This is a genomic window from Pseudomonadota bacterium (assembly GCA_018823135.1).
Lineage (GTDB): Bacteria > Desulfobacterota > Desulfobulbia > Desulfobulbales > CALZHT01 > JAHJJF01.
Window position 1 is genome coordinate 33,398 of record JAHJJF010000041.1, and the last position, 17,734, is coordinate 51,131.

At 47.4% G+C, this 17,734-nt stretch carries 14 protein-coding genes; 13 read left to right on the plus strand and 1 reads right to left on the minus strand.

Annotated features, from left to right (window positions below):
• The first annotated feature begins 2 nt into the window (after positions 1 to 2).
• The 8 genes from amt to KKE17_03610 all read left to right on the plus strand — a co-directional run bounded on the left by amt (position 3) and on the right by KKE17_03610 (position 9,118).
• Complete coding sequence (gene amt, locus KKE17_03575; GenBank protein ID MBU1709064.1) at positions 3 to 1,325, plus strand: ammonium transporter; 1,323 nt, start codon at positions 3 to 5, stop codon at positions 1,323 to 1,325.
• Between the two features lie 82 nt (positions 1,326 to 1,407).
• Positions 1,408 to 2,169, plus strand: a complete 762-nt coding sequence (locus KKE17_03580) for a hypothetical protein (GenBank protein MBU1709065.1) — start codon at positions 1,408 to 1,410, stop codon at positions 2,167 to 2,169.
• A 358-nt stretch (positions 2,170 to 2,527) separates the two neighbouring features.
• Positions 2,528 to 3,250 (plus strand): type 1 glutamine amidotransferase, encoded by a 723-nt coding sequence (locus tag KKE17_03585; GenBank protein ID MBU1709066.1) that lies wholly within the window; start codon positions 2,528 to 2,530, stop codon positions 3,248 to 3,250.
• 62 nt (positions 3,251 to 3,312) lie between these two features.
• Entirely contained in the window at positions 3,313 to 4,620 is a 1,308-nt protein-coding gene (locus KKE17_03590) for a hypothetical protein (GenBank protein MBU1709067.1), read from the plus strand.
• A 145-nt stretch (positions 4,621 to 4,765) separates the two neighbouring features.
• Positions 4,766 to 5,158, plus strand: coding sequence for a hypothetical protein (locus KKE17_03595; GenBank protein MBU1709068.1), 393 nt, complete (start codon positions 4,766 to 4,768; stop codon positions 5,156 to 5,158).
• A gap of 473 nt (positions 5,159 to 5,631) precedes the next feature.
• Positions 5,632 to 6,369 carry a dienelactone hydrolase family protein gene (locus tag KKE17_03600; protein MBU1709069.1) on the plus strand — a complete coding sequence of 246 codons (738 nt, stop codon included), beginning with the start codon at positions 5,632 to 5,634 and terminating at the stop codon, positions 6,367 to 6,369.
• A gap of 152 nt (positions 6,370 to 6,521) precedes the next feature.
• Positions 6,522 to 7,043 carry a DUF4410 domain-containing protein gene (locus KKE17_03605; GenBank protein ID MBU1709070.1) on the plus strand — a complete coding sequence of 174 codons (522 nt, stop codon included), beginning with the start codon at positions 6,522 to 6,524 and terminating at the stop codon, positions 7,041 to 7,043.
• Positions 7,044 to 7,414: 371 nt separating this feature from the next.
• Complete coding sequence (locus KKE17_03610) at positions 7,415 to 9,118, plus strand: hypothetical protein (protein MBU1709071.1); 1,704 nt, start codon at positions 7,415 to 7,417, stop codon at positions 9,116 to 9,118.
• A 201-nt stretch (positions 9,119 to 9,319) separates the two neighbouring features.
• Here KKE17_03610 and KKE17_03615 read toward each other — a convergent pair whose 3' ends face one another.
• The gene (locus KKE17_03615; GenBank protein ID MBU1709072.1) at positions 9,320 to 9,979 is read right to left on the minus strand and encodes a PEP-CTERM sorting domain-containing protein; all 660 of its coding nucleotides are present in this window, start codon (positions 9,977 to 9,979) and stop codon (positions 9,320 to 9,322) included.
• A gap of 708 nt (positions 9,980 to 10,687) precedes the next feature.
• Here KKE17_03615 and KKE17_03620 point away from each other — a divergent pair.
• The 5 genes from KKE17_03620 to KKE17_03640 all read left to right on the plus strand — a co-directional run bounded on the left by KKE17_03620 (position 10,688) and on the right by KKE17_03640 (position 17,413).
• Entirely contained in the window at positions 10,688 to 11,836 is a 1,149-nt protein-coding gene (locus KKE17_03620; GenBank protein MBU1709073.1) for an iron-containing alcohol dehydrogenase, read from the plus strand.
• Positions 11,837 to 11,969: 133 nt separating this feature from the next.
• On the plus strand, positions 11,970 to 13,406 hold the full coding sequence (selA, locus tag KKE17_03625) for an L-seryl-tRNA(Sec) selenium transferase (GenBank protein ID MBU1709074.1): 1,437 nt from the start codon (positions 11,970 to 11,972) through the stop codon (positions 13,404 to 13,406).
• Positions 13,406 to 15,526 carry a tetratricopeptide repeat protein gene (locus KKE17_03630; GenBank protein ID MBU1709075.1) on the plus strand — a complete coding sequence of 707 codons (2,121 nt, stop codon included), beginning with the start codon at positions 13,406 to 13,408 and terminating at the stop codon, positions 15,524 to 15,526. Before selA ends, KKE17_03630 begins: the two co-directional genes overlap by 1 nt.
• A 198-nt stretch (positions 15,527 to 15,724) precedes the next feature.
• Positions 15,725 to 16,414 (plus strand): TIGR00730 family Rossman fold protein, encoded by a 690-nt coding sequence (locus KKE17_03635; protein MBU1709076.1) that lies wholly within the window; start codon positions 15,725 to 15,727, stop codon positions 16,412 to 16,414.
• Between the two features lie 72 nt (positions 16,415 to 16,486).
• Positions 16,487 to 17,413: a hypothetical protein gene (locus tag KKE17_03640; GenBank protein MBU1709077.1), complete on the plus strand. Its 927-nt coding sequence runs from the start codon at positions 16,487 to 16,489 to the stop codon at positions 17,411 to 17,413.
• Positions 17,414 to 17,734 lie beyond the last annotated feature (321 nt).

Sequence of the window (17,734 nt, forward strand, 5' to 3'; positions counted from 1 at the left end):
TCATGAAAAAAATTGTATTAACAGCGTTATTTTTGGTCCTGCCGGTTCTAGCTATTGCCGGTGAGGATCCGCCAACCATCGCATCAAATGCGGATGCCATCAGCCTGGTACAGACCCATGCCGATTATGTATGGACTCTGATCGCCGCTGCACTGGTCTTTTTTATGCAGGCCGGTTTTGCCATGGTGGAATCCGGTTTTACCAGGGCGAAAAGTGCGGTGAATATCATGATGAAGAATCTGATGGATTTTTCCATGGGCTCAATTTTCTTCTGGGCCATCGGTTTCGGAATCATGTTCGGAACAACCAAGACCGGCTGGTTCGGCACCACGGGATTTTTCTTAAGTGACTGGACGCCGGGCGGTGACCCCTGGGTCCTTGCTTTCTGGATGTTTCAATGTGTATTCGCTGCAACAGCTGCGACCATAGTTTCCGGAGCGGTTGCCGAGCGCACCAAGTTTGTCGGCTACCTTGTATACAGTGCGGTGCTTTGCGCTCTAATTTACCCGGTATTCGGCAGTTGGGCATGGGGCAGTCTTTTAAACGGCAACGGCTGGCTTGAAGGACTAGGATTTATCGACTTTGCCGGATCAACGGTGGTGCATTCCATCGGTGGCTGGGCAGCCCTTGCCGGGACTCTCGTTCTTGGACCTCGTCTGGGCAAATACGGCAAAGACGGTAAGGTCAAGGCTATCCCCGGTCATAATATTCCCATGGCCGCCCTGGGTGTTTTTATCCTCTGGTTTGGCTGGTTCGGATTCAATCCCGGATCCACCACCGCTGCAACTAAAGATATCGCCATGATATTTGTAAATACCAACCTTGCTGCTGCGGCCGGTGCAGTGCTGGCGATGATAACCTCCTGGATTATGTTCAAGAAGCCTGATGTCGGTATGAGCTTGAACGGTGCCTTGGCCGGTCTGGTCGGTATCACTGCCGGATGCGCAAATGTCAGCCCTACGAGTTCTCTGGCTATCGGTGCCATCGCCGGGGTGATAGTTGTCTTATCAGTGGTTTTCTTTGATCGGATTCATGTGGATGATCCGGTGGGTGCAGTATCGGTACACGGAGTATGCGGTGCCTGGGGAACCCTGGCTGCCGGACTCTTTAACATGGGCGGTACAACCGCTAAAATCATCGGAGTACAGGCAATAGGAATAGGCGCGGCATTTGTCTGGTCCTTTGGCGCGGCATTCATTCTGTTCAAATTGATCGATATGACAATCGGTCTCAGAATCAGTGAAGAAGAAGAGATGATGGGTGTTGATCGGGCAGAACATGGTGCTGATGCATACCCTGATTTCCAGGTACACAAGAATATGTAAGAGTGATCGTCGGGAGGCGGCTGCGGCTGCCTCCCTTTAATAAAAAACATACAAAACAAAATACAATTTTAGGAGAAAGGACATGAACAAAATGATGAAAAGAACTTTAGGAACAATAAGCCTTGGACTTGCCGCTTTACTTCTCTCAAACGGAATAGCCGCGGCAGAAGACAAACCGGAAGCAGATCTTACCGTTGGTATTTACAGCAAATATGTCTGGAGAGGATTTGCATTGAGTGACGACAATATGGTCATTCAGCCGTCGATGACTGTCGGTTATAAAGGATTTGCATTCAATCTCTGGGGAAATCTTGATACGGACAATACGGCAGCCGACTCCCAGGAATTCAATGAGACCGATATGACCATATCCTATGATGGATCAGCGGGAAAACTCGGTTACTCATTGGGGTATATTTACTATGCCATCGAAGGCACTGATACTCAGGAAGTGTACGCCGGAGTGAGCATTGATACAATACTCAGCCCGGCGCTGACCGTTTATAAGGATTTTGATACGTTTCCGAGTTATTACATTCTGCTGGCGGTTTCCCATTCCTTTGAAATTGCCAAGGATATCTCCCTGGACCTCGGAGCACATGCCGGGTATCTGCTTTCCGATGATGAAGCCGATTATGCCGACAGCACCGGGGGCAAGTACAGCGATCTCCTGGACGGGCTGATTTCAGCCTCAGTGACTATTCCTCTGGGCGAGTATGTGACGGTCACGCCACAGGTATATTACTCCATGGCGCTTTCCAGCGAGGCTGAGACGCTTCTACAGGACAGCGACGGTGACGACAGTTTCATCTACGGCGGAATTTCCGCAAGCTTTGCCTTCTAGCTCGGATTTTTCACGAGTTGAGATCGCTGAATATCCGCGAAAGAAGCCTTTTCACTATAATTGTTTATGTGTAAAGGCTGATGACAAAGGAGATTCAGCGATATCGGCTCGCCCTTCGGGTGAGTAATTACAAATAAGAAGAGAAAGGCACCATTGGCAAAATTGTACTTTCAGAAACATAAGGTTATGTAATAAAAAAGAACAACAAGTCAGTAAGTTGCAATAATAAATCGAAATTACTCATGAAATGTCCGGGCCAGGGAGACCTCCCCCCTTCGTTCTTCCTGGAAGCGGGGAGGCCGGCAATCCCGGTCTCCCCGGTTTTGTTTGCAGATTCCATCTGAGAGTGGAGTGAACAATGAAAAAATTTCTGATGTTTCAACACATGGAATGGGAAGGTCCTGGAAAGTTCCTGCTGCGTTGTCTTGACAAACACGGAATCAGTCATGATATCGTCAGAATATGGGAGCAGCCCGTTCCTGATAATTTTTCAGAGTATAGCGCGCTGATAGTTCTCGGCGGCGGGCCGAATGTTGACCAGGAAGAGATGTATCCCTTTCTGGTTCAGGAAAAAACAGTTATTCGCAAGGCCCTTGACCTGGATATGCCGTATCTGGGATTCTGTCTGGGGCATCAACTGCTGGCCCATGTGCTTGGGGCGGAAGTTGGGCCTAATTTTTGCACAAGCATCGGCTATACCCAGGGGCATTTGACCCACGACGGTCGCGAGCACCCGGTTTTTCAGAATCTGCCGGTGGAATTTCCATTATTCAAATGGCACGGTCAATCCGTTAAAACCCCGGTGCGTAAAAACATTTCAATTCTCATTACCTCCGAAGAGTGCCAGGTTGAAGCGATATCGGTTCCCGGCCGGCCGCATATTATTGGTCTTCAATTTGATAATCATTCGGCAAGCAGAAAAGACATCGCGTTATGGCTTGAAAAAGATCGTCAGTGGATTTTTTCGGCACCGGACAGAGAGGTGAATCCGACAATGATCCTGTCCATGGCAAAATTACTTGAAAAAAATATGGAGCAGGATTTTGATATCCTGTTTAATAATTTTATCAGACTTCTCTGATAGCGGGTGGTTTAATATATTCCAGTCATTGGCTTCATAAATTTTCAAGAAAGGCGGTTGCCATGCCACAGAACCATAAGGACAATATATTTTCCATGCTTGAGCAGGGTGGGCCCTTTGCAACCGGCCTCCTGCCGCCGCTGTCGGCGCCGTTTTCCCGGGAAACCAAAACCTGGGTCAGAACACTGCAGGCGGCCGACATGCTCACCAAGTACCGTATCGTCCGCAATCAAATCTATGAGCTTCTGGATGTTCATTCCTTCCAGGAGATAAAGGAGCTGATCCCTGATCAAAAAAAACGGCGTGAAGTTGAGAGCCGCGCCTACCGGATGCTTGGCAATATGTTCGGTCTTGAAGGCAATGAAAGGGAAATTGTTTCCAAGGTGAACAGCTATTCCCGGATTGCCGATGCGGTGGTCCGTTATCTCAAGGGCAAGGTGCTGTCCAATTATTCCTCCTATATCGAGATGACCAATGAAATAGATGTGATCAACAGCCCGGCGCAGTTGCTGTTGATCATCTTTGACCGGCGGTATCACAAGAAGGCGCGGTTTGAGGCCAAGCGCAAGCTCATCCTCCTTACCCTTGCAGGTTCCATTGACCAGCGGGAAAGAGAAACCGATGTGGAGCAGAAATTCGCCCAGTTTCTCGAATTCTTAAATGATCATGTCTGGAGCAAGGATCTGCTTATCGGCCAGCTGGAAATTGCTTTTCTTCTGAGTGAACATGATAAGGATGATTTTTCCTGTACCAGCGTGAAGGTCATCGGCCAGGAAGATCGCCGGAACATAAAACTCAAATCCGGCCAGAAGCTCACCATGATCAAGCGCCGGAGATTCCGGATGAACGGCCTGGAAGTGCCGATCTATGTGTCGATCAGAAAAAAACCACCGGAGGCCAAGGTATTGAAACTTCTGCGCAAGGGTGAGGAAAATCCGGCCGTCGCCGTTGACGACGAACTGGGGCTTATGGGCGTGGTGGAATCAGTGATGGACGTGAAGAATTTCCAGAAACATCTGACCCGAAGCGCCAGCAGGGCAGGGTCGCTGATGACCCTTGAGGAGGTGTCAAATACCCTCACCGGCTCACGGTATAACAGTTCCAGTATCGGCAGTTCGTCAAGCACGCCGATGTTCAAGTTTTTTGCACGGTTGGGGGGCATGCGGGTGGAGTTCATTGTTCATACCCATGAGTCGTATCTCAATTATATGTACCAGCGGGACGTCTCCCATGACGAATATGAGGTGCGGCGGATTTTTGATTCCGGGGTTGCCGAGCTGTTGTTTCCGGAAAGTATTTATCATCTGAAGATGGATGAGATCAAAGATCATCTTATACGATGGTTCAGGCAGCGGATCGAAGAATTTTGACTTCAATGCGACAGTTGCTTTTACTGAATCTGCTTCGAAGTCTGCGCTATCTTTCAGCAACTGTTTCGCATACCATAGTCTAGCGAAACAGGGGCTTCCGCACATCTTCAGCAAGCTCAACAATCGCTCAATTTAGGAAATAATCGTGAATAATTCACATACCCCGCATACCTTGGCCAAATGGGTCATCAACCTGTTTTTTTGCATCGGCGTTCTCTCGGCAATTGCTTTCCGGGCGCTGATCGTGGTGAATCATTTTGATCCGGCGCTCTTCCGGCCCCTGTGGTATGTGGGAGTGATCGGCTATATTTTCTTTTTTTTCTACCGGTATGTCATATCCGAAAAAAGAAAGAAGGCCATCGAGCAGTTCGGGCTCATCGAGAAGTTACAGGAAAACTCCTGTCTGGATGACCAGGACCGTGACGTTGTCATCTATCTGTTGTCCTCCATCCGTAAATCCCGGGAAAATTATAATTATCTCTTCATCTTCATTTTCTCCGCCCTTGCAGTGCTTGCAGATATCATCCTCTCGAGTTGATTTGCGCAAAACAAAACCAGCTTGTTTTTTTTCAATATTTGGTTAACTGTCCTGGTGTTATAATGGTTGAACAATCTAGCCCAAATAGTTCATTAGTGAGATGGATATATTGCATAACTTTCTGAATTTAAAAGGTTTATTGAGTGATGCGTTGCCTTTCCAGAAAGTACATTTTGGACCATTGATATCAAACTTTTCTTTTATGCATACTCACCCGGTGGGCGAGTCGATCAGGCTGAATCTCCTCCGGTTCAAAGGGCCTTGCATGCATGAGTATAGCAATTCCCATTGAACCTCGAATCTTCAACCAGCTCATCTCGTGAAATATCAGGGCTAGTCAGCAGAGAAGAAGGTCTCAGATGATTATCCTTGACATGACAATCATTCCCCCAGCAATATCAGGAAAATACAGCTATTATTTGTTCATTGTCTAACCGGATTTGCCGGAGAATTATTAAAAGGAGGAAGGATATATGAAATATATATTGGCGTTTTTATTGATACTGGCTGTTTCATCCAATGCATGGGCCGCTGGCAAGACAGTTTCCTACGAGGTTAACGGGCAACCCTATGAAGGATATTTTGTCAGCCCGTCTCCAAAAGCGCCGTTGGTGCTGCTTATCCACGACTGGGACGGGCTCACCGAATATGAAGTGAAACGGGCCGAGATGCTTGCGGGTCTCGGGTATGCGGTTTTTGCCGCTGATCTGTTCGGCGCCGGCGTCCGCCCCACCACAATTGAAGATAAACGCCAGCACACCGGTGAGCTTTATAAAGACCGGGAGAAAATGCTTTTTCTGATGCAGGTGGCATTGAAAATGGCCCAATCCCTTGGAGCTGATTCGCTTAATGCCGTGGCAATGGGATACTGCTTTGGAGGTGCTGCGGTGCTTGAGCTTGCCAGGTCAGGAGCAGACCTCAAGGGCTTTGTCACCTTTCATGGCGGCTTGCAAACTCCGGAAGGGCAGGACTACACCAAAACCAAGGGCAAGCTGCTGATCATGCACGGCAGCGCTGACACAAATATCACCATGGATCAGTTTGCCGATCTTGCCAGGGAAATGGAGGCAAAATATGTCCCGTACGAGATGATTACTTACGGCGGAGCGCCCCACGCCTTTACTGTATTCGGCTCCATAGGCTATCGTGAAGATGCCGATAAAAAATCCTGGAAACGGTTTACGGATTTTCTTAAGGATATTTTTGAGTAAACAGATTTTTGCTTGAAAGAGTTACTGCTCAAGGGTTTAATAGAAGCCGGCTTATGGAGGATAATCCGTTTTTGCCACTCAGGTTTTTTGGACGGGGATAAGTAAGGAATTGTTCCGATAACGGGGATCAAAATCACATCAAGGAGAAAGCAATGAAACGTTTTGTACTGATACTGTCGACCCTATTACTTATAGGTTTTATGGCCGGGTGCGGCGGAGGAACAAAAAGAGTAGCGTTGCCTGCCGGCGCATCAAGTGATATTGCCGTGCTTTCCCTGGGAGCGGACACCACCGGACTCAGTGACGATCAGGTTGACCTCTTGCAGCGGAATCTGGACTGGATGGATAGAAATCTGGTTCAGACCCTTAATAAAAAAGGCTTTAACTCGGCCCAGATCCAGGATGAAAAGGCTTTCACCGGCGCCGGCAACAGTCTTCTCCTTAAAATTTCAATCACCAAACATAAGATGATCCCCAAGGGCGCCCGGATGTTGGGTGGCATGATGGCAGGTGCTGATATTTTAAGCGTCCATTATGATCTGGTCGACTCAAATGGTAAAATCGTTCTTGCATGGGATGATTCCCAGGGTTCCACCAAGGGCGGCACCTATTGCGCCCAGGCGCTGAACAGAAATGCCGCAGACAAAATTGCTGCATATGTAGTGAGGAAATAGAGCGTTTATTGCCGAGGGCATGCAAAACGGGGACATCCATTCTTTCTGGCAGGAGTTGAAAACCAAGTCCGGAATGGTGACCCCGTTTTTTTTATTCAGAAATTGAGATAGAATAATTTTTTATCTATCAAAAAAAAGCTGTTTACATCTCCCAAAATAGTTGTTAGGTTTTCTGCGACTCTAACGCATTCATGAATCACCCCCTTAGACGTTAAAGAATAGTATTGCAATTTTCTTGCGGCGGATTACTGCGCCTTTTTTATGGGGCAAGCAGGATTTTTTGCGGTTCTGCGAAAGGATCGTGCCTCCAAATCCATGAAAAAAGGCCGACGACGCAGAGTATAAAACTCTAACCAATACAGGAGCGAATTATGGGCAGGTTGGCGATTATTACTGCTTTTTGGGTATGTGTATTTACATGTGTGAATGATCCGGCATTTGCAATGGAGGATATTGGCGATACCCGTTGGCAACCGGTTAACAACGGCATCAGGGAGCTTGAGGTAAGCACGGTTGCCATAAACCCGAAGAATCCTGACCAGGTATATGTAGGCTCTGCAAAGGCAATTTATAAAACTATAAACGCTGGAGAGGATTGGGTTGAGATCCTGTCATTCAGAGGGACCGAAAATAGTATACATGCTGTCTCACTTGCGCCGGGCAATGCAAACCATATTTATGTGGGCGCGGACCAAGGGTTATATGCAAGCAGAGATGCCGGAGCCGGGTGGGAAAAAATTTATGATGGATTGGCTGAGCAGCAGAAGTCTGTTCTGTCCATAGCTATAAATGCTCAGGATGAAGATGAATTGCTGATCGGCACAAGATCAGGTGTATATTTTTCAAGTAATCGCGGTGAAAATTGGCAGAGAAGCCGGAATCTGCCCCATGATATATGTGTGTTTTCAATTGTCTTTGACCCTGTGGAGGCAAACAATCTGTTTGGCGCTACCGACAAAGGAATTTATAAAAGTGTGGATAGCGGAGTTTCATGGGTCCGAACCTATGGAATGTATTCCTCAAAGGAAGAAACGACTGTATCGAATCTCCTTGACCAGGAAGGTTATGATCTGGATGAAATGGTTTTTGATGAAAATGGTTCGGCATATACAGGGCAAGACGCAGAAAAATCATTTTTTCGTGGGGTGGTGGTTGATAATTCAAAAGAACGAGCTGTTTATGTGGGTACCGCCAATGGGCTTTTAAAGAGTGATAATGGCGGCTTTGAGTGGAAAATGATGAGCGGTATAGGCCTGACAAGCCCTGATATCCGTCATATCGTATTAAGTCCTGATGGAAGTAATTTGTATGCCGCAACCGACAAGGGTGTTTTTATTTACTCCAGAAAGAAAGATAAATGGGATGAGCTTTATGAAGGCATGATTGCCAGGGATATTAATTTTCTGGCCACTTTATCGGGTAACTGGAATACCAATCAAATCCTTTGGGCGGCCACTGGAAAAGGGGTCTTTAAAGCAGTCCCCAAAGTTGATTATGCTGAAAGTAAGAAACGACAGTTGACCACCAGAGAGATCTTGAACAGATTTGCGCAGGAACCTTCTATTGAGGAAATCAGGGATGCGGCGATTCAATATGCGGAGGTGAGTCCGGATAAAATCAACCACTGGAGAAAAGCCGCGGCCCGCAAGGCATGGCTGCCGGAATTGCGGGTGGCATATGATGAAAATGAAGATTTTCAAACCAGCACTTATTTTTACAGCACTTCATCCGAGAAATATACAGACGACGATACTACCGAAGGCACTGACAGTGGCTGGTCGGTTTCGCTTTCATGGGATCTTGGCGATATTATCTGGAGCAGCGATCAGACTTCCATTGATACGAGGTCGCGGCTGATGGTCCAACTGCGGGACGATGTGCTCAATGAAGTAACCCGGATATATTTTGAAAGAAGGCGGTTGCAGGTGCAGATTATGATAGACGAAAATATGGATATCAACGACCGGATCGAAAAAGAATTGCGGCTTGAGGAGCTCACTGCGAATATCGATGCACTGACGGGCTCGTATCTTTCAAGACAATTGGCGGTAAATAAGGTTAGGGGAGTGCATTAAGTATGAAAATGCAAAATCAATCTGACACTAATAATAGAAGGCTTGGATAAATTCTGACACCTCGGATATGCACATTTATATTGAAAATGAAAGCCCCGGTGGTTGCCAGGGCTTTTTTAGGATGATAGCAGTTATTGGAACGCAAAAAAGGCAGCGCCGTTGCTGGCCCTGCCTTCCTAAAATCTGCAGATGGAGAGGGAGTTACTTTTTCTTTCTTCTTAAGCCAGCAAGGCCGACTAACCCAGTGCTGAAGAGAAGCATAGTAGCTGGTTCTGGGACTGAGGCCGAGGGTGCATAACCTAAGGAGTATCTATCTGAATGCTCGCTTTGCCCCACGGTTGTAAGATCATATATTAAAGTTCGATCAAAAGAAGTTGCGTCAGTATCTAAAAAGAAAAACTTAGAATTCATACCTGCCTGCAATCCTGCACTAAAACTAAAGTTCACATACCCAGGAAATGGGTCACCAAAAAGATATGCGTAATTCGGGCCAATATCACCAAGGCCATCAATTCGAAAATCTGCGTCATAAATAGATGTAATAAAATTACCAATACGAAAATCACCAATTGCACCAGCGGAGTCACTATCATTAAAGACACGCCAATAAAAATCATACGTATTGTCGATAGCTCGAACAACTCGGAACTGGACATCACCTGAAACAGTACCGCCATAACCAGAAAAGGAAAATTCGACCAAATCATCAACAATAATAGTTCCTGCTAAGTTTGGATTAACCCCTACCGTTGTGCCAGACAAGGGTGTGTAGGCATTTACTGCCAGGGGTACAGCACTTGCAACACCTGCAACCGATAAGAACAGCCCTGTTACCAATCCTGCTAAAAGTTTCTTTTTCACTTTTCCTCCTTTCTTGATGTGATTATTTAGCAATTACAGAATTAACTAAAATATTTCAAAGCATATAAAGTGTTAGCAAATTATGTGCCAATTGCAGCTTCCAGGGGCAATAAATTTTTATTTAAACAAAATTAAGTGGTTAGGAGTATTAGTATTTCATGATGAACTAGTGCGCCTGGAATACAATTCCGGAAACACGAACTAATTTGTCAGGAAATGCGAAAAACGATAATATTTTGATTTGCGATATGAGGGGTTCTGAAAGGGGATTGGAAGCTTTCAACTTATGCCACCTATCAATCTAATTTATTCCACGCAAGCATTCATTGATTCTGAAAACCAAAAGTACAGGTCAGTGCCATGATTTTGGGATGATCCTCCTCATCAATTTGAAAAATCAAATAAAAGCGTGAATCGACCCTCTGGATTGTTAGCGGTAAAAGGCGATTTGTTTAAGCTTTATTTGTGAAAGAGGCTATTAAAGCTCATCGGGATCAGCGACTGAAATGTGTTGTATCTGAAATTTCTCCTTGTATTATTTGCTTTGGCGTTGTGTAAATTAAGAAGGACATGGTTCCTTATTGATTGTTACACTTGGTGTTTCCCCGGGAGATGATCTTGCTCATGGTCAGTGTCGGCATTTCCCCTGCGCTTGTGAATAGTTGTCCCTTTTGTTTAGAGTTCAAAGTTAATTTAAGGAGGCGAAAAATGTATGATTTTACCTTCCATAATCCCACAAAAATAATTTTCGGACGTAACACTGAAGTACAGATCGGCAGTGAGCTGAAAAACGCTGGCATCAGCAAGGTTCTTTTTGTTTTCGGTAAATCTTCGATAAAGGCATCCGGGCTGTATGACCGGGTTGTTGAAAGCCTTAATCAGAGCGGTATACATTTTACGGAATTTTCCGGGGTCTCATCAAACCCGATTCTTTCACATACGCACCGGGGAGTAAGGCTTGCCATGCAAGCGAAGGTCCAGGCGGTGCTTGCTGTGGGTGGCGGCTCGGTGATCGATGAAAGCAAGGCGATCGCCGTGGGCGCGGTTTCGGATAAGGACGTATGGGAGTATTTTATCGGTGAGCAAGTCACCAGGGCCTTGCCGGTTTTCACAATCCTTACTCTGGCGGCCACCGGCAGTGAAATGAATGGTAATGCCGTGATCACCCGTGAAGAGACACAACAAAAGTATAATATCGGCTCTGCCCATGTTTACCCAAAAGTTTCTATTCTCAACCCGGAACTGACCTTTTCCGTCTCACCTGAGTATTCTGCTTACGGCGCGGTTGATGCCATCGCCCATGTGATAGAGGGATATTTCACCTCCAGACTCGGCGGGCCGGCCATTCAGGACAGATTGGTGGAAAACATTATCAGGACGGTGATCGACACTCAGAATGTTATTGCCAGGGAACCTGATAACTATAATGCCCGCGCAGAGTTCATGTGGGCCGCGACCCTTGCTTTGAACGGTTTGCCGCCGGCAGGCATCGGTGCGTACAGTTTTCCGAATCATATGATCGAACATGCCTTGAGTGCCATGTTTAATATTGCCCACGGTGCGGGGCTGGCAATCGTTATTCCGGCCTGGATGCGATGGTACCAGCCGCTGAAACGCGATAAATTCCGTCGTTTTGCACAGGAAATATTCGGCCTTGAAACCGGGGAACAAGGCATTGATGCCCTTGAGGACTGGTTTGAGAAGATCGGCGCTCCCATACGTCTTGATGATGCAGGTATCCCGGCCAGCGATATTGACAGCATTGCTGAAAACGCCAACACTCTTGCAAGACGTTGGGGAATTGATGATGTCTATACACCCGGAGTAATTGCCGAGATCCTCCGCCTGGCTGTCTGATTTCATCAGCCTATTTTCATCCCCTTCCTTGACACTTTCCGTGAAAAACGGTAAGTCTTTTCAGTAGGTTATGGTCTTTTCTGTTGTTTTCCGTTAAAATGCTGCGACATTTACCATAGACGATGAGGCGAGAATGGCTGGCAAGGTGAAGTCTGTTTTGGGAAAAGATAATAAAAACAAAGAATTACTGCGTTCAATTCCTAAGGTTGATGAATTTCTGCAATGGGTGGGAAATCCCCCCGAGACGCCATTATTATTGATCAAGAAAGCTGTACGTGAAGTTCTTGATGAAAAACGCCGGGCCATTCTGGCCGGAAAACCTGTAAAAAAGATCGATCTTTCCCGGAAAGCCCTGGTTCCCCTGTTTAACAAATTACTCAAACAGAAACTTGCGCCGAATTTTGTAAAAGTCATCAATGCCACCGGAGTCGTGGTACATACCAACCTGGGCCGATCCGTGCTTCCTGATATAGCCATGGAAAGCATTCTCAGGGTCGGTGCCGGGTATTCTAATCTGGAGTATGATCTGAAAACCGGTAAGCGTGGCAGCCGGTACAGCCTGGTTGAGGAATTGCTCTGCGAGCTCACCGGTGCCGAGGCGGCCCTGGTGGTCAATAACAATGCCGCTGCAGTCCTGTTGGTGCTTGAGACCATGGCCGCGGGCCGTGAGGTGATCGTCTCCCGCGGTCAGCTTGTTGAAATCGGTGGTTCTTTCAGGATTCCGGACGTGATGGCGAAGAGCGGTGCGAGACTCGTTGAGGTGGGGGCCACCAACCGCACGCATCTCAAGGATTACGAAACGGCAATTACTGGAGAAACCGCGCTGCTTCTCAAAGTCCATACCAGCAATTTTAAAATTATCGGCTTTACCAGGGAAGTGGATCTTGCAGAGCTTGTCGGGCTTGGAGGACAACATGGGATTCCGGTCATGGAGGATCTGGGCAGCGGCTGTTTTGTTGATCTGTCGCGTTTCGGGCTCGATAAAGAGCCCACGGTGCAGGAAACCGTGAAAGCCGGGGTTGATGTTGTTACTTTCAGTGGAGATAAGCTTCTGGGCGGACCCCAGGCAGGAATTATTCTCGGCAAAAAACAGGTGATTGAGCGGGTGAAGAAAAATCCCATGAATCGGGCGCTGCGCATTGACAAGTTTACACTGGCGGCCCTTGAAGCCATTCTGCGATTGTATCTTGATGAACAGAAAGCCCTGGAAACCATCCCCACCCTGGCAATGCTATCCATGCCCCTTGAAAAGATTCAGGCCCGGGCCCGTAAGCTTGTGGAAAAAATCAAGAAGTCAGTTAAATCAAAATGTGATGTGGAAATTGTTGAAACCGAATCAAGGGTTGGCGGCGGTGCATTGCCGGAGCAGCCATTGGCAAGTTGTGCTGTTTCATTGAATCCACTGAAGATTACCATAAATTCTCTTGAGAAGCTGTTCCGGAAGCGTGAAATACCGGTTATCGGGCGGGTGGAAGAAGACCGTTACCTGCTGGATATGCGGACTGTGGCTGATAAAGAAGTTGCCGATCTCGGCACGGCTATCTGCGAAGTGTTCGGAGTTGCGAAATAATGACATCCCCTTTGTTTGCTCAAAACGGCCGGATATCCATTGAAGATCTGAACCGGTTCAAAAGAGTATTTTCTGAAACCATCAAGTATTTTCTGTCCTGCAGCCGGGTGGATTTCATTCCGGTAAATGTTGATGAATCAGCGCCCCTTCCCCCGGGAGTCAAGTCGGTTCAGAAAAGACGGATTCCCTGTATTGGCGAGAATGGCGTGCTGTATCTTCCCATATGGCGCGTTGACGAGCTTATTGCCACGGCAGTTCTGGGTGATTGCAGCAGTAAGGTGCTGGAGGCAGACGGTCCGTGGCTTCTTGAAAGGAGCCGTTTTATCTCCCGGGAATTTGAGTTCGGGAAACAGCTTTCCCTTGATCCTCTTACCGGGTTGCTGAATAAACGCCATCTCCTGGAGGAATTGACCTGCCGGATGGTGGAAGGTTCCGGCCCGACCAATGCTGGGATGCATGGATTTGTGCTGGCCTTGATCGAAATCTGTCCAGCCATAAAGGATGCCGATCAGGCCAGGCAATATATTGCAAGAGCGGCATCGTGCCTTGGTTCTCTTGAGGACAGGGTGGCACTCCACCACCTGGGGTCTGGGGTGTTCGGCCTCATATGGGAAGAGCTTGATTCCGAAGGGGCTATCAAGGTAGGAAATGCAGTGCTCAACTGGTTGAAAAGGGAGAACTTTCCCCGGATCCGAATAGGCCTTGCACCGGTCAATGATCAAACCATGCATGAGGGAAAAGATGCCGCCGGAGTTGTCGAACAGGCCTGGCATGCCCTTGAAACCGCGAGAAAGCGGGGTCCTTATGGGCTTTGCAGCTCTTCGGCGCTTATCAATGCTGAACAGCATCCTTTAAAGCCTTTGCCGGCCAGGGTTACGGCATATTTCCGGAAGCTATTGCCGGGGGTTGATGCGTTTGCGGTCATTTTACTCCAGCAGGATCAGGATGCTGAAGGCGCACAATTTTCCGGCCGGGTTCGTTCCTTGCTCATTGATACTCCCCTGGTGCCGGTCAACCCCCGCGAAGCATTTGTTTTTATTGCCGGTGCCGACCAGCAACGAGCCCTTGACTGGATACAATCATTCAAGAAAAAACTTGGAAAAGACATGGGCAGCTTTTCCATGGGCGTGGCGCTTTTCCCGGACCATGATTTCAGAAAGTCGGAGATGCTGCTTAATGCCAGAAAGGCATTGCTCCACACCAATTTTTTCGGGCCCGACACAGTGACGGTTTTTGATGGCATAAGTCTGAATATCAGCGGCGATATTTACTATAATGAAGGGGACCTTGCCGCAGCTGCCAAAGAGTATAAGAAAGGTCTTGAAGTTGACCCGGACAATGTCAATCTTTTGAACAGCATGGGGGTTACCTGGGCGCAGATGAATCGTTATCGAGATGCGATTCCTTATTTTGAAAAAGCCCTTGGAAAAGATAATGATGATTTCATGGCCCTTTTTAACATGGGGCTGGCTCTGCTGGCATTGAACCGGAATGATGCGGTAATTCCCTATTTTGAAAGAGCCTACAAGGTTGATCCTCATAACTTTGATTTAATCCTGCAGCTTGGCAGGCTGTATTGTCAGAGCAAAAGGTATGATGAAGCGGTCATGGTGCTCAAGCAGGGGGAAGGCAAGGGCAATACCGGAAGCGGACGGGATGTCGGTCGCGGCGCGCTGCATCGTTATCTCGGCGAGGCTTATATGGCTTCAGGCAAGAATAAAAAAGCCATGGCAAGCCTCCAGAGGGCTTGCAATCATAATCCAAGGGACGCATCTGCATTGAGTCTGCTCGGTGAACTATACGATCTGGAAAAACAAGGCGCTGAAATCGCCACGGCACTCTCTAGGCAGGCGGTTGAGCTTGACAGCAGTCGTTGGGAATACTGGTATCGTCTCGGCAAAATTCAGTTCCACCAGGGAAATACAATAGATGCCAAAGAGTCTCTCAAGGAAAGTCTCAGGCTGCATCGAAAAAACATTGAAGCATCTGTCGTGCTTGGTGAAGTGTATCGAAAATCCGGGCAGCACAGTAAAGCACAAAAAATGTTTATGAAAGTCCTGAGGCTTGATCCTGCGCATAAACAGGCGAAACAATCTTTAAAGAAGTTGGCCAAGGCCTGATGCGGGAATTTGAATGCAGAATGGGGTATGATTGTATCAGCCCTTAATGGATTTGGAACAGGTAATACCTGGTTCGATATGTTCGAGCAACACAAGGGCACGACGATTGAGACGACCTGCAGCAAGCCGTTGAGATTTCAAAATAATGGTTGGGATTTAAATTAAATAACCGATGGGCAGGAAAAGGAGTTATAGATAATGAAGAAAACATGGCCTGGAAACGGCTCTATTGATGAAAGGCAACAATACCGGCTGGATAGCTTCTCTGTCGGGGATTCCTGGCGACTTTTCCGGATTCTGTCCGAGTTTGTTGACGGTTTTGATGCGTTGTCGAGTATTAACCGACCGGCAGTATCCATATTCGGCTCGGCTCGGACTTCTGCGGATAATCCGTATTATAAGCTTGCAACAACGGTTGCCGAAGGCTTGGCCGAGGCGGGGTATGCGGTAATAACCGGGGGGGGGCCCGGGATAATGCAGGCCGCCAACAAAGGAGCCGCCGCCAAAAACGGCATCTCCATCGGCCTCAATATAAATCTGCCCTTTGAGCAGGAGCCGAATCCTTATGCCAATCTCCCCCTTGATTTCAAATACTTTTTTGTTCGGAAGGTAATGTTCATCAAATATGCCATGGCTTTTATCTGCATGCCCGGCGGATTCGGCACCCTGGATGAACTTTTTGAGGCGATCACCCTTATGCAGACCAAGCGGATCAAGGGGTTTCCGATAATTCTGGTGGGTACCGAATTCTGGTCGGGTCTGATCGAATGGATCAAGGAAAAGATGCTCAGCGCGGGAAGTATCGACCAGGAGGATCTGTTGATATTTTCTCTCATGGATGATCCGGATGAAATTGTCAACTACATACGAAAAACGGTTATCCTGTAGTCGACAGAGCTGGGGGCGATTTATTGAACAGTGGCTCTTGTAGTATTAGAGAGTCAATTTTGGAGAATAAACTTGGATACGGCAAACACTTTCAGCAGGATAACCAAATTTTTCTCCACCGAGGGGAGGGCAATGGTCATTGTCCGCGCCTCTCTGGTGATTGTTCTGCTTGCCGCTGCCGCCAAACCAGCCGCTGAGCTCACCTGGAAAATTGTTAGTTCCACCGGCAAATCTCGTTTTATCCCCCAAACTTTGCCAACGGATTTCGGCATGAAAGATTCCGAGAAAACAGTATCTTCGCAAATCAGGAAAGCCGTGTTGCCTCTTTTCGGGCAGGCGCAGCGAGTATCTTCTGCCCCTCAGGAAAAAGCCCAGGAAGATATCCCCAAGACAACGCTCAGTCTTGTTCTCAAGGGAGTGATCGGCGCCTCGGACATGAAGATGGCTCTGGCATTCATCAATAGCAAGAGCGGCAAGGATGAAGATGGCATCTATGCGTTGGGCGACAATGTTCCGGGAAACGCCGAAGTTAAGGAAATTTACTTCGACAGGGTAATTCTTCTGCGTTCCGGAAAACTTGAGACACTGCTTCTTGAAGAAGAGGATGACCAGGGCTCGCCGTCCGTGAAGACCGCAAGCGTTGCTTCAGCCGGTGCCGGGGTGCGAAACCGGGGTGACGGCATGCACTGGGACATCGACGAGCAATATTTCAAGGGACGTCTTGCCGATATTCCTTCCCTGGCCAAGGAAGTGGGCCTGGATGTCTATAAAGAAGGGGGCAGACAGAAAGGCTATAAGCTTGTTTCGGCAAAAGGCAGCAGCTTATTGACAAGCATGGGGCTTAAGCCGGGAGACGCGCTCATTGAGGTGAACGGTATCAGTCTGATTGATGCCCATCGAGGGCTTACCGCTTACCAGAAGATACGTGACGCATCAGAAATCAGGCTGGTAATTGAAAGAAATGGTGAGAAAAAGGATCTGGTATACTCCGTTAATTAGCCATCTTTTAACCGATTTGACTGAAGCGTTATGTTCGTGAGCGTTCGGTAATTGTTTTTAGACTGTATGCGTTTAGTCTACAAGGATATGAAATAGGGGTGATAGAGGGAAATTTTAAACGACTTATTTCATATTATTGAAAAAACTATCGTCCTTCAGTCTACAGCCTTAACGAATAGAATAATTACGTATAAAAGTGTTTGATTATTTTCAACACGCATTCAGATGCAATTAACCAAAATTTAATGGCGCCGTAAAAAGTCGAAAGCGACAAGTTACGGGATAGTGATTTCAATAAGTTATACCCCCCATAACGTCCGT

Bases quoted from the DNA above. Each gene is read 5' to 3' on its own strand.
- KKE17_03635 (MBU1709076.1), top strand. From the start codon at position 15,725: ATGAAGAAAACATGGCCTGGAAACGGCTCTATTGATGAAAGGCAACAA.
- selA (MBU1709074.1), top strand. From the start codon at position 11,970: ATGGCTGGCAAGGTGAAGTCTGTTTTGGGAAAAGATAATAAAAACAAA.
- KKE17_03630 (MBU1709075.1), top strand. From the start codon at position 13,406: ATGACATCCCCTTTGTTTGCTCAAAACGGCCGGATATCCATTGAAGAT.
- KKE17_03605 (MBU1709070.1), top strand. From the start codon at position 6,522: ATGAAACGTTTTGTACTGATACTGTCGACCCTATTACTTATAGGTTTT.
- KKE17_03585 (MBU1709066.1), top strand. From the start codon at position 2,528: ATGAAAAAATTTCTGATGTTTCAACACATGGAATGGGAAGGTCCTGGA.
- KKE17_03600 (MBU1709069.1), top strand. From the start codon at position 5,632: ATGAAATATATATTGGCGTTTTTATTGATACTGGCTGTTTCATCCAAT.
- KKE17_03590 (MBU1709067.1), top strand. From the start codon at position 3,313: ATGCCACAGAACCATAAGGACAATATATTTTCCATGCTTGAGCAGGGT.
- KKE17_03620 (MBU1709073.1), top strand. From the start codon at position 10,688: ATGTATGATTTTACCTTCCATAATCCCACAAAAATAATTTTCGGACGT.
- amt (MBU1709064.1), top strand. From the start codon at position 3: ATGAAAAAAATTGTATTAACAGCGTTATTTTTGGTCCTGCCGGTTCTA.
- KKE17_03610 (MBU1709071.1), top strand. From the start codon at position 7,415: ATGGGCAGGTTGGCGATTATTACTGCTTTTTGGGTATGTGTATTTACA.
- KKE17_03580 (MBU1709065.1), top strand. From the start codon at position 1,408: ATGAACAAAATGATGAAAAGAACTTTAGGAACAATAAGCCTTGGACTT.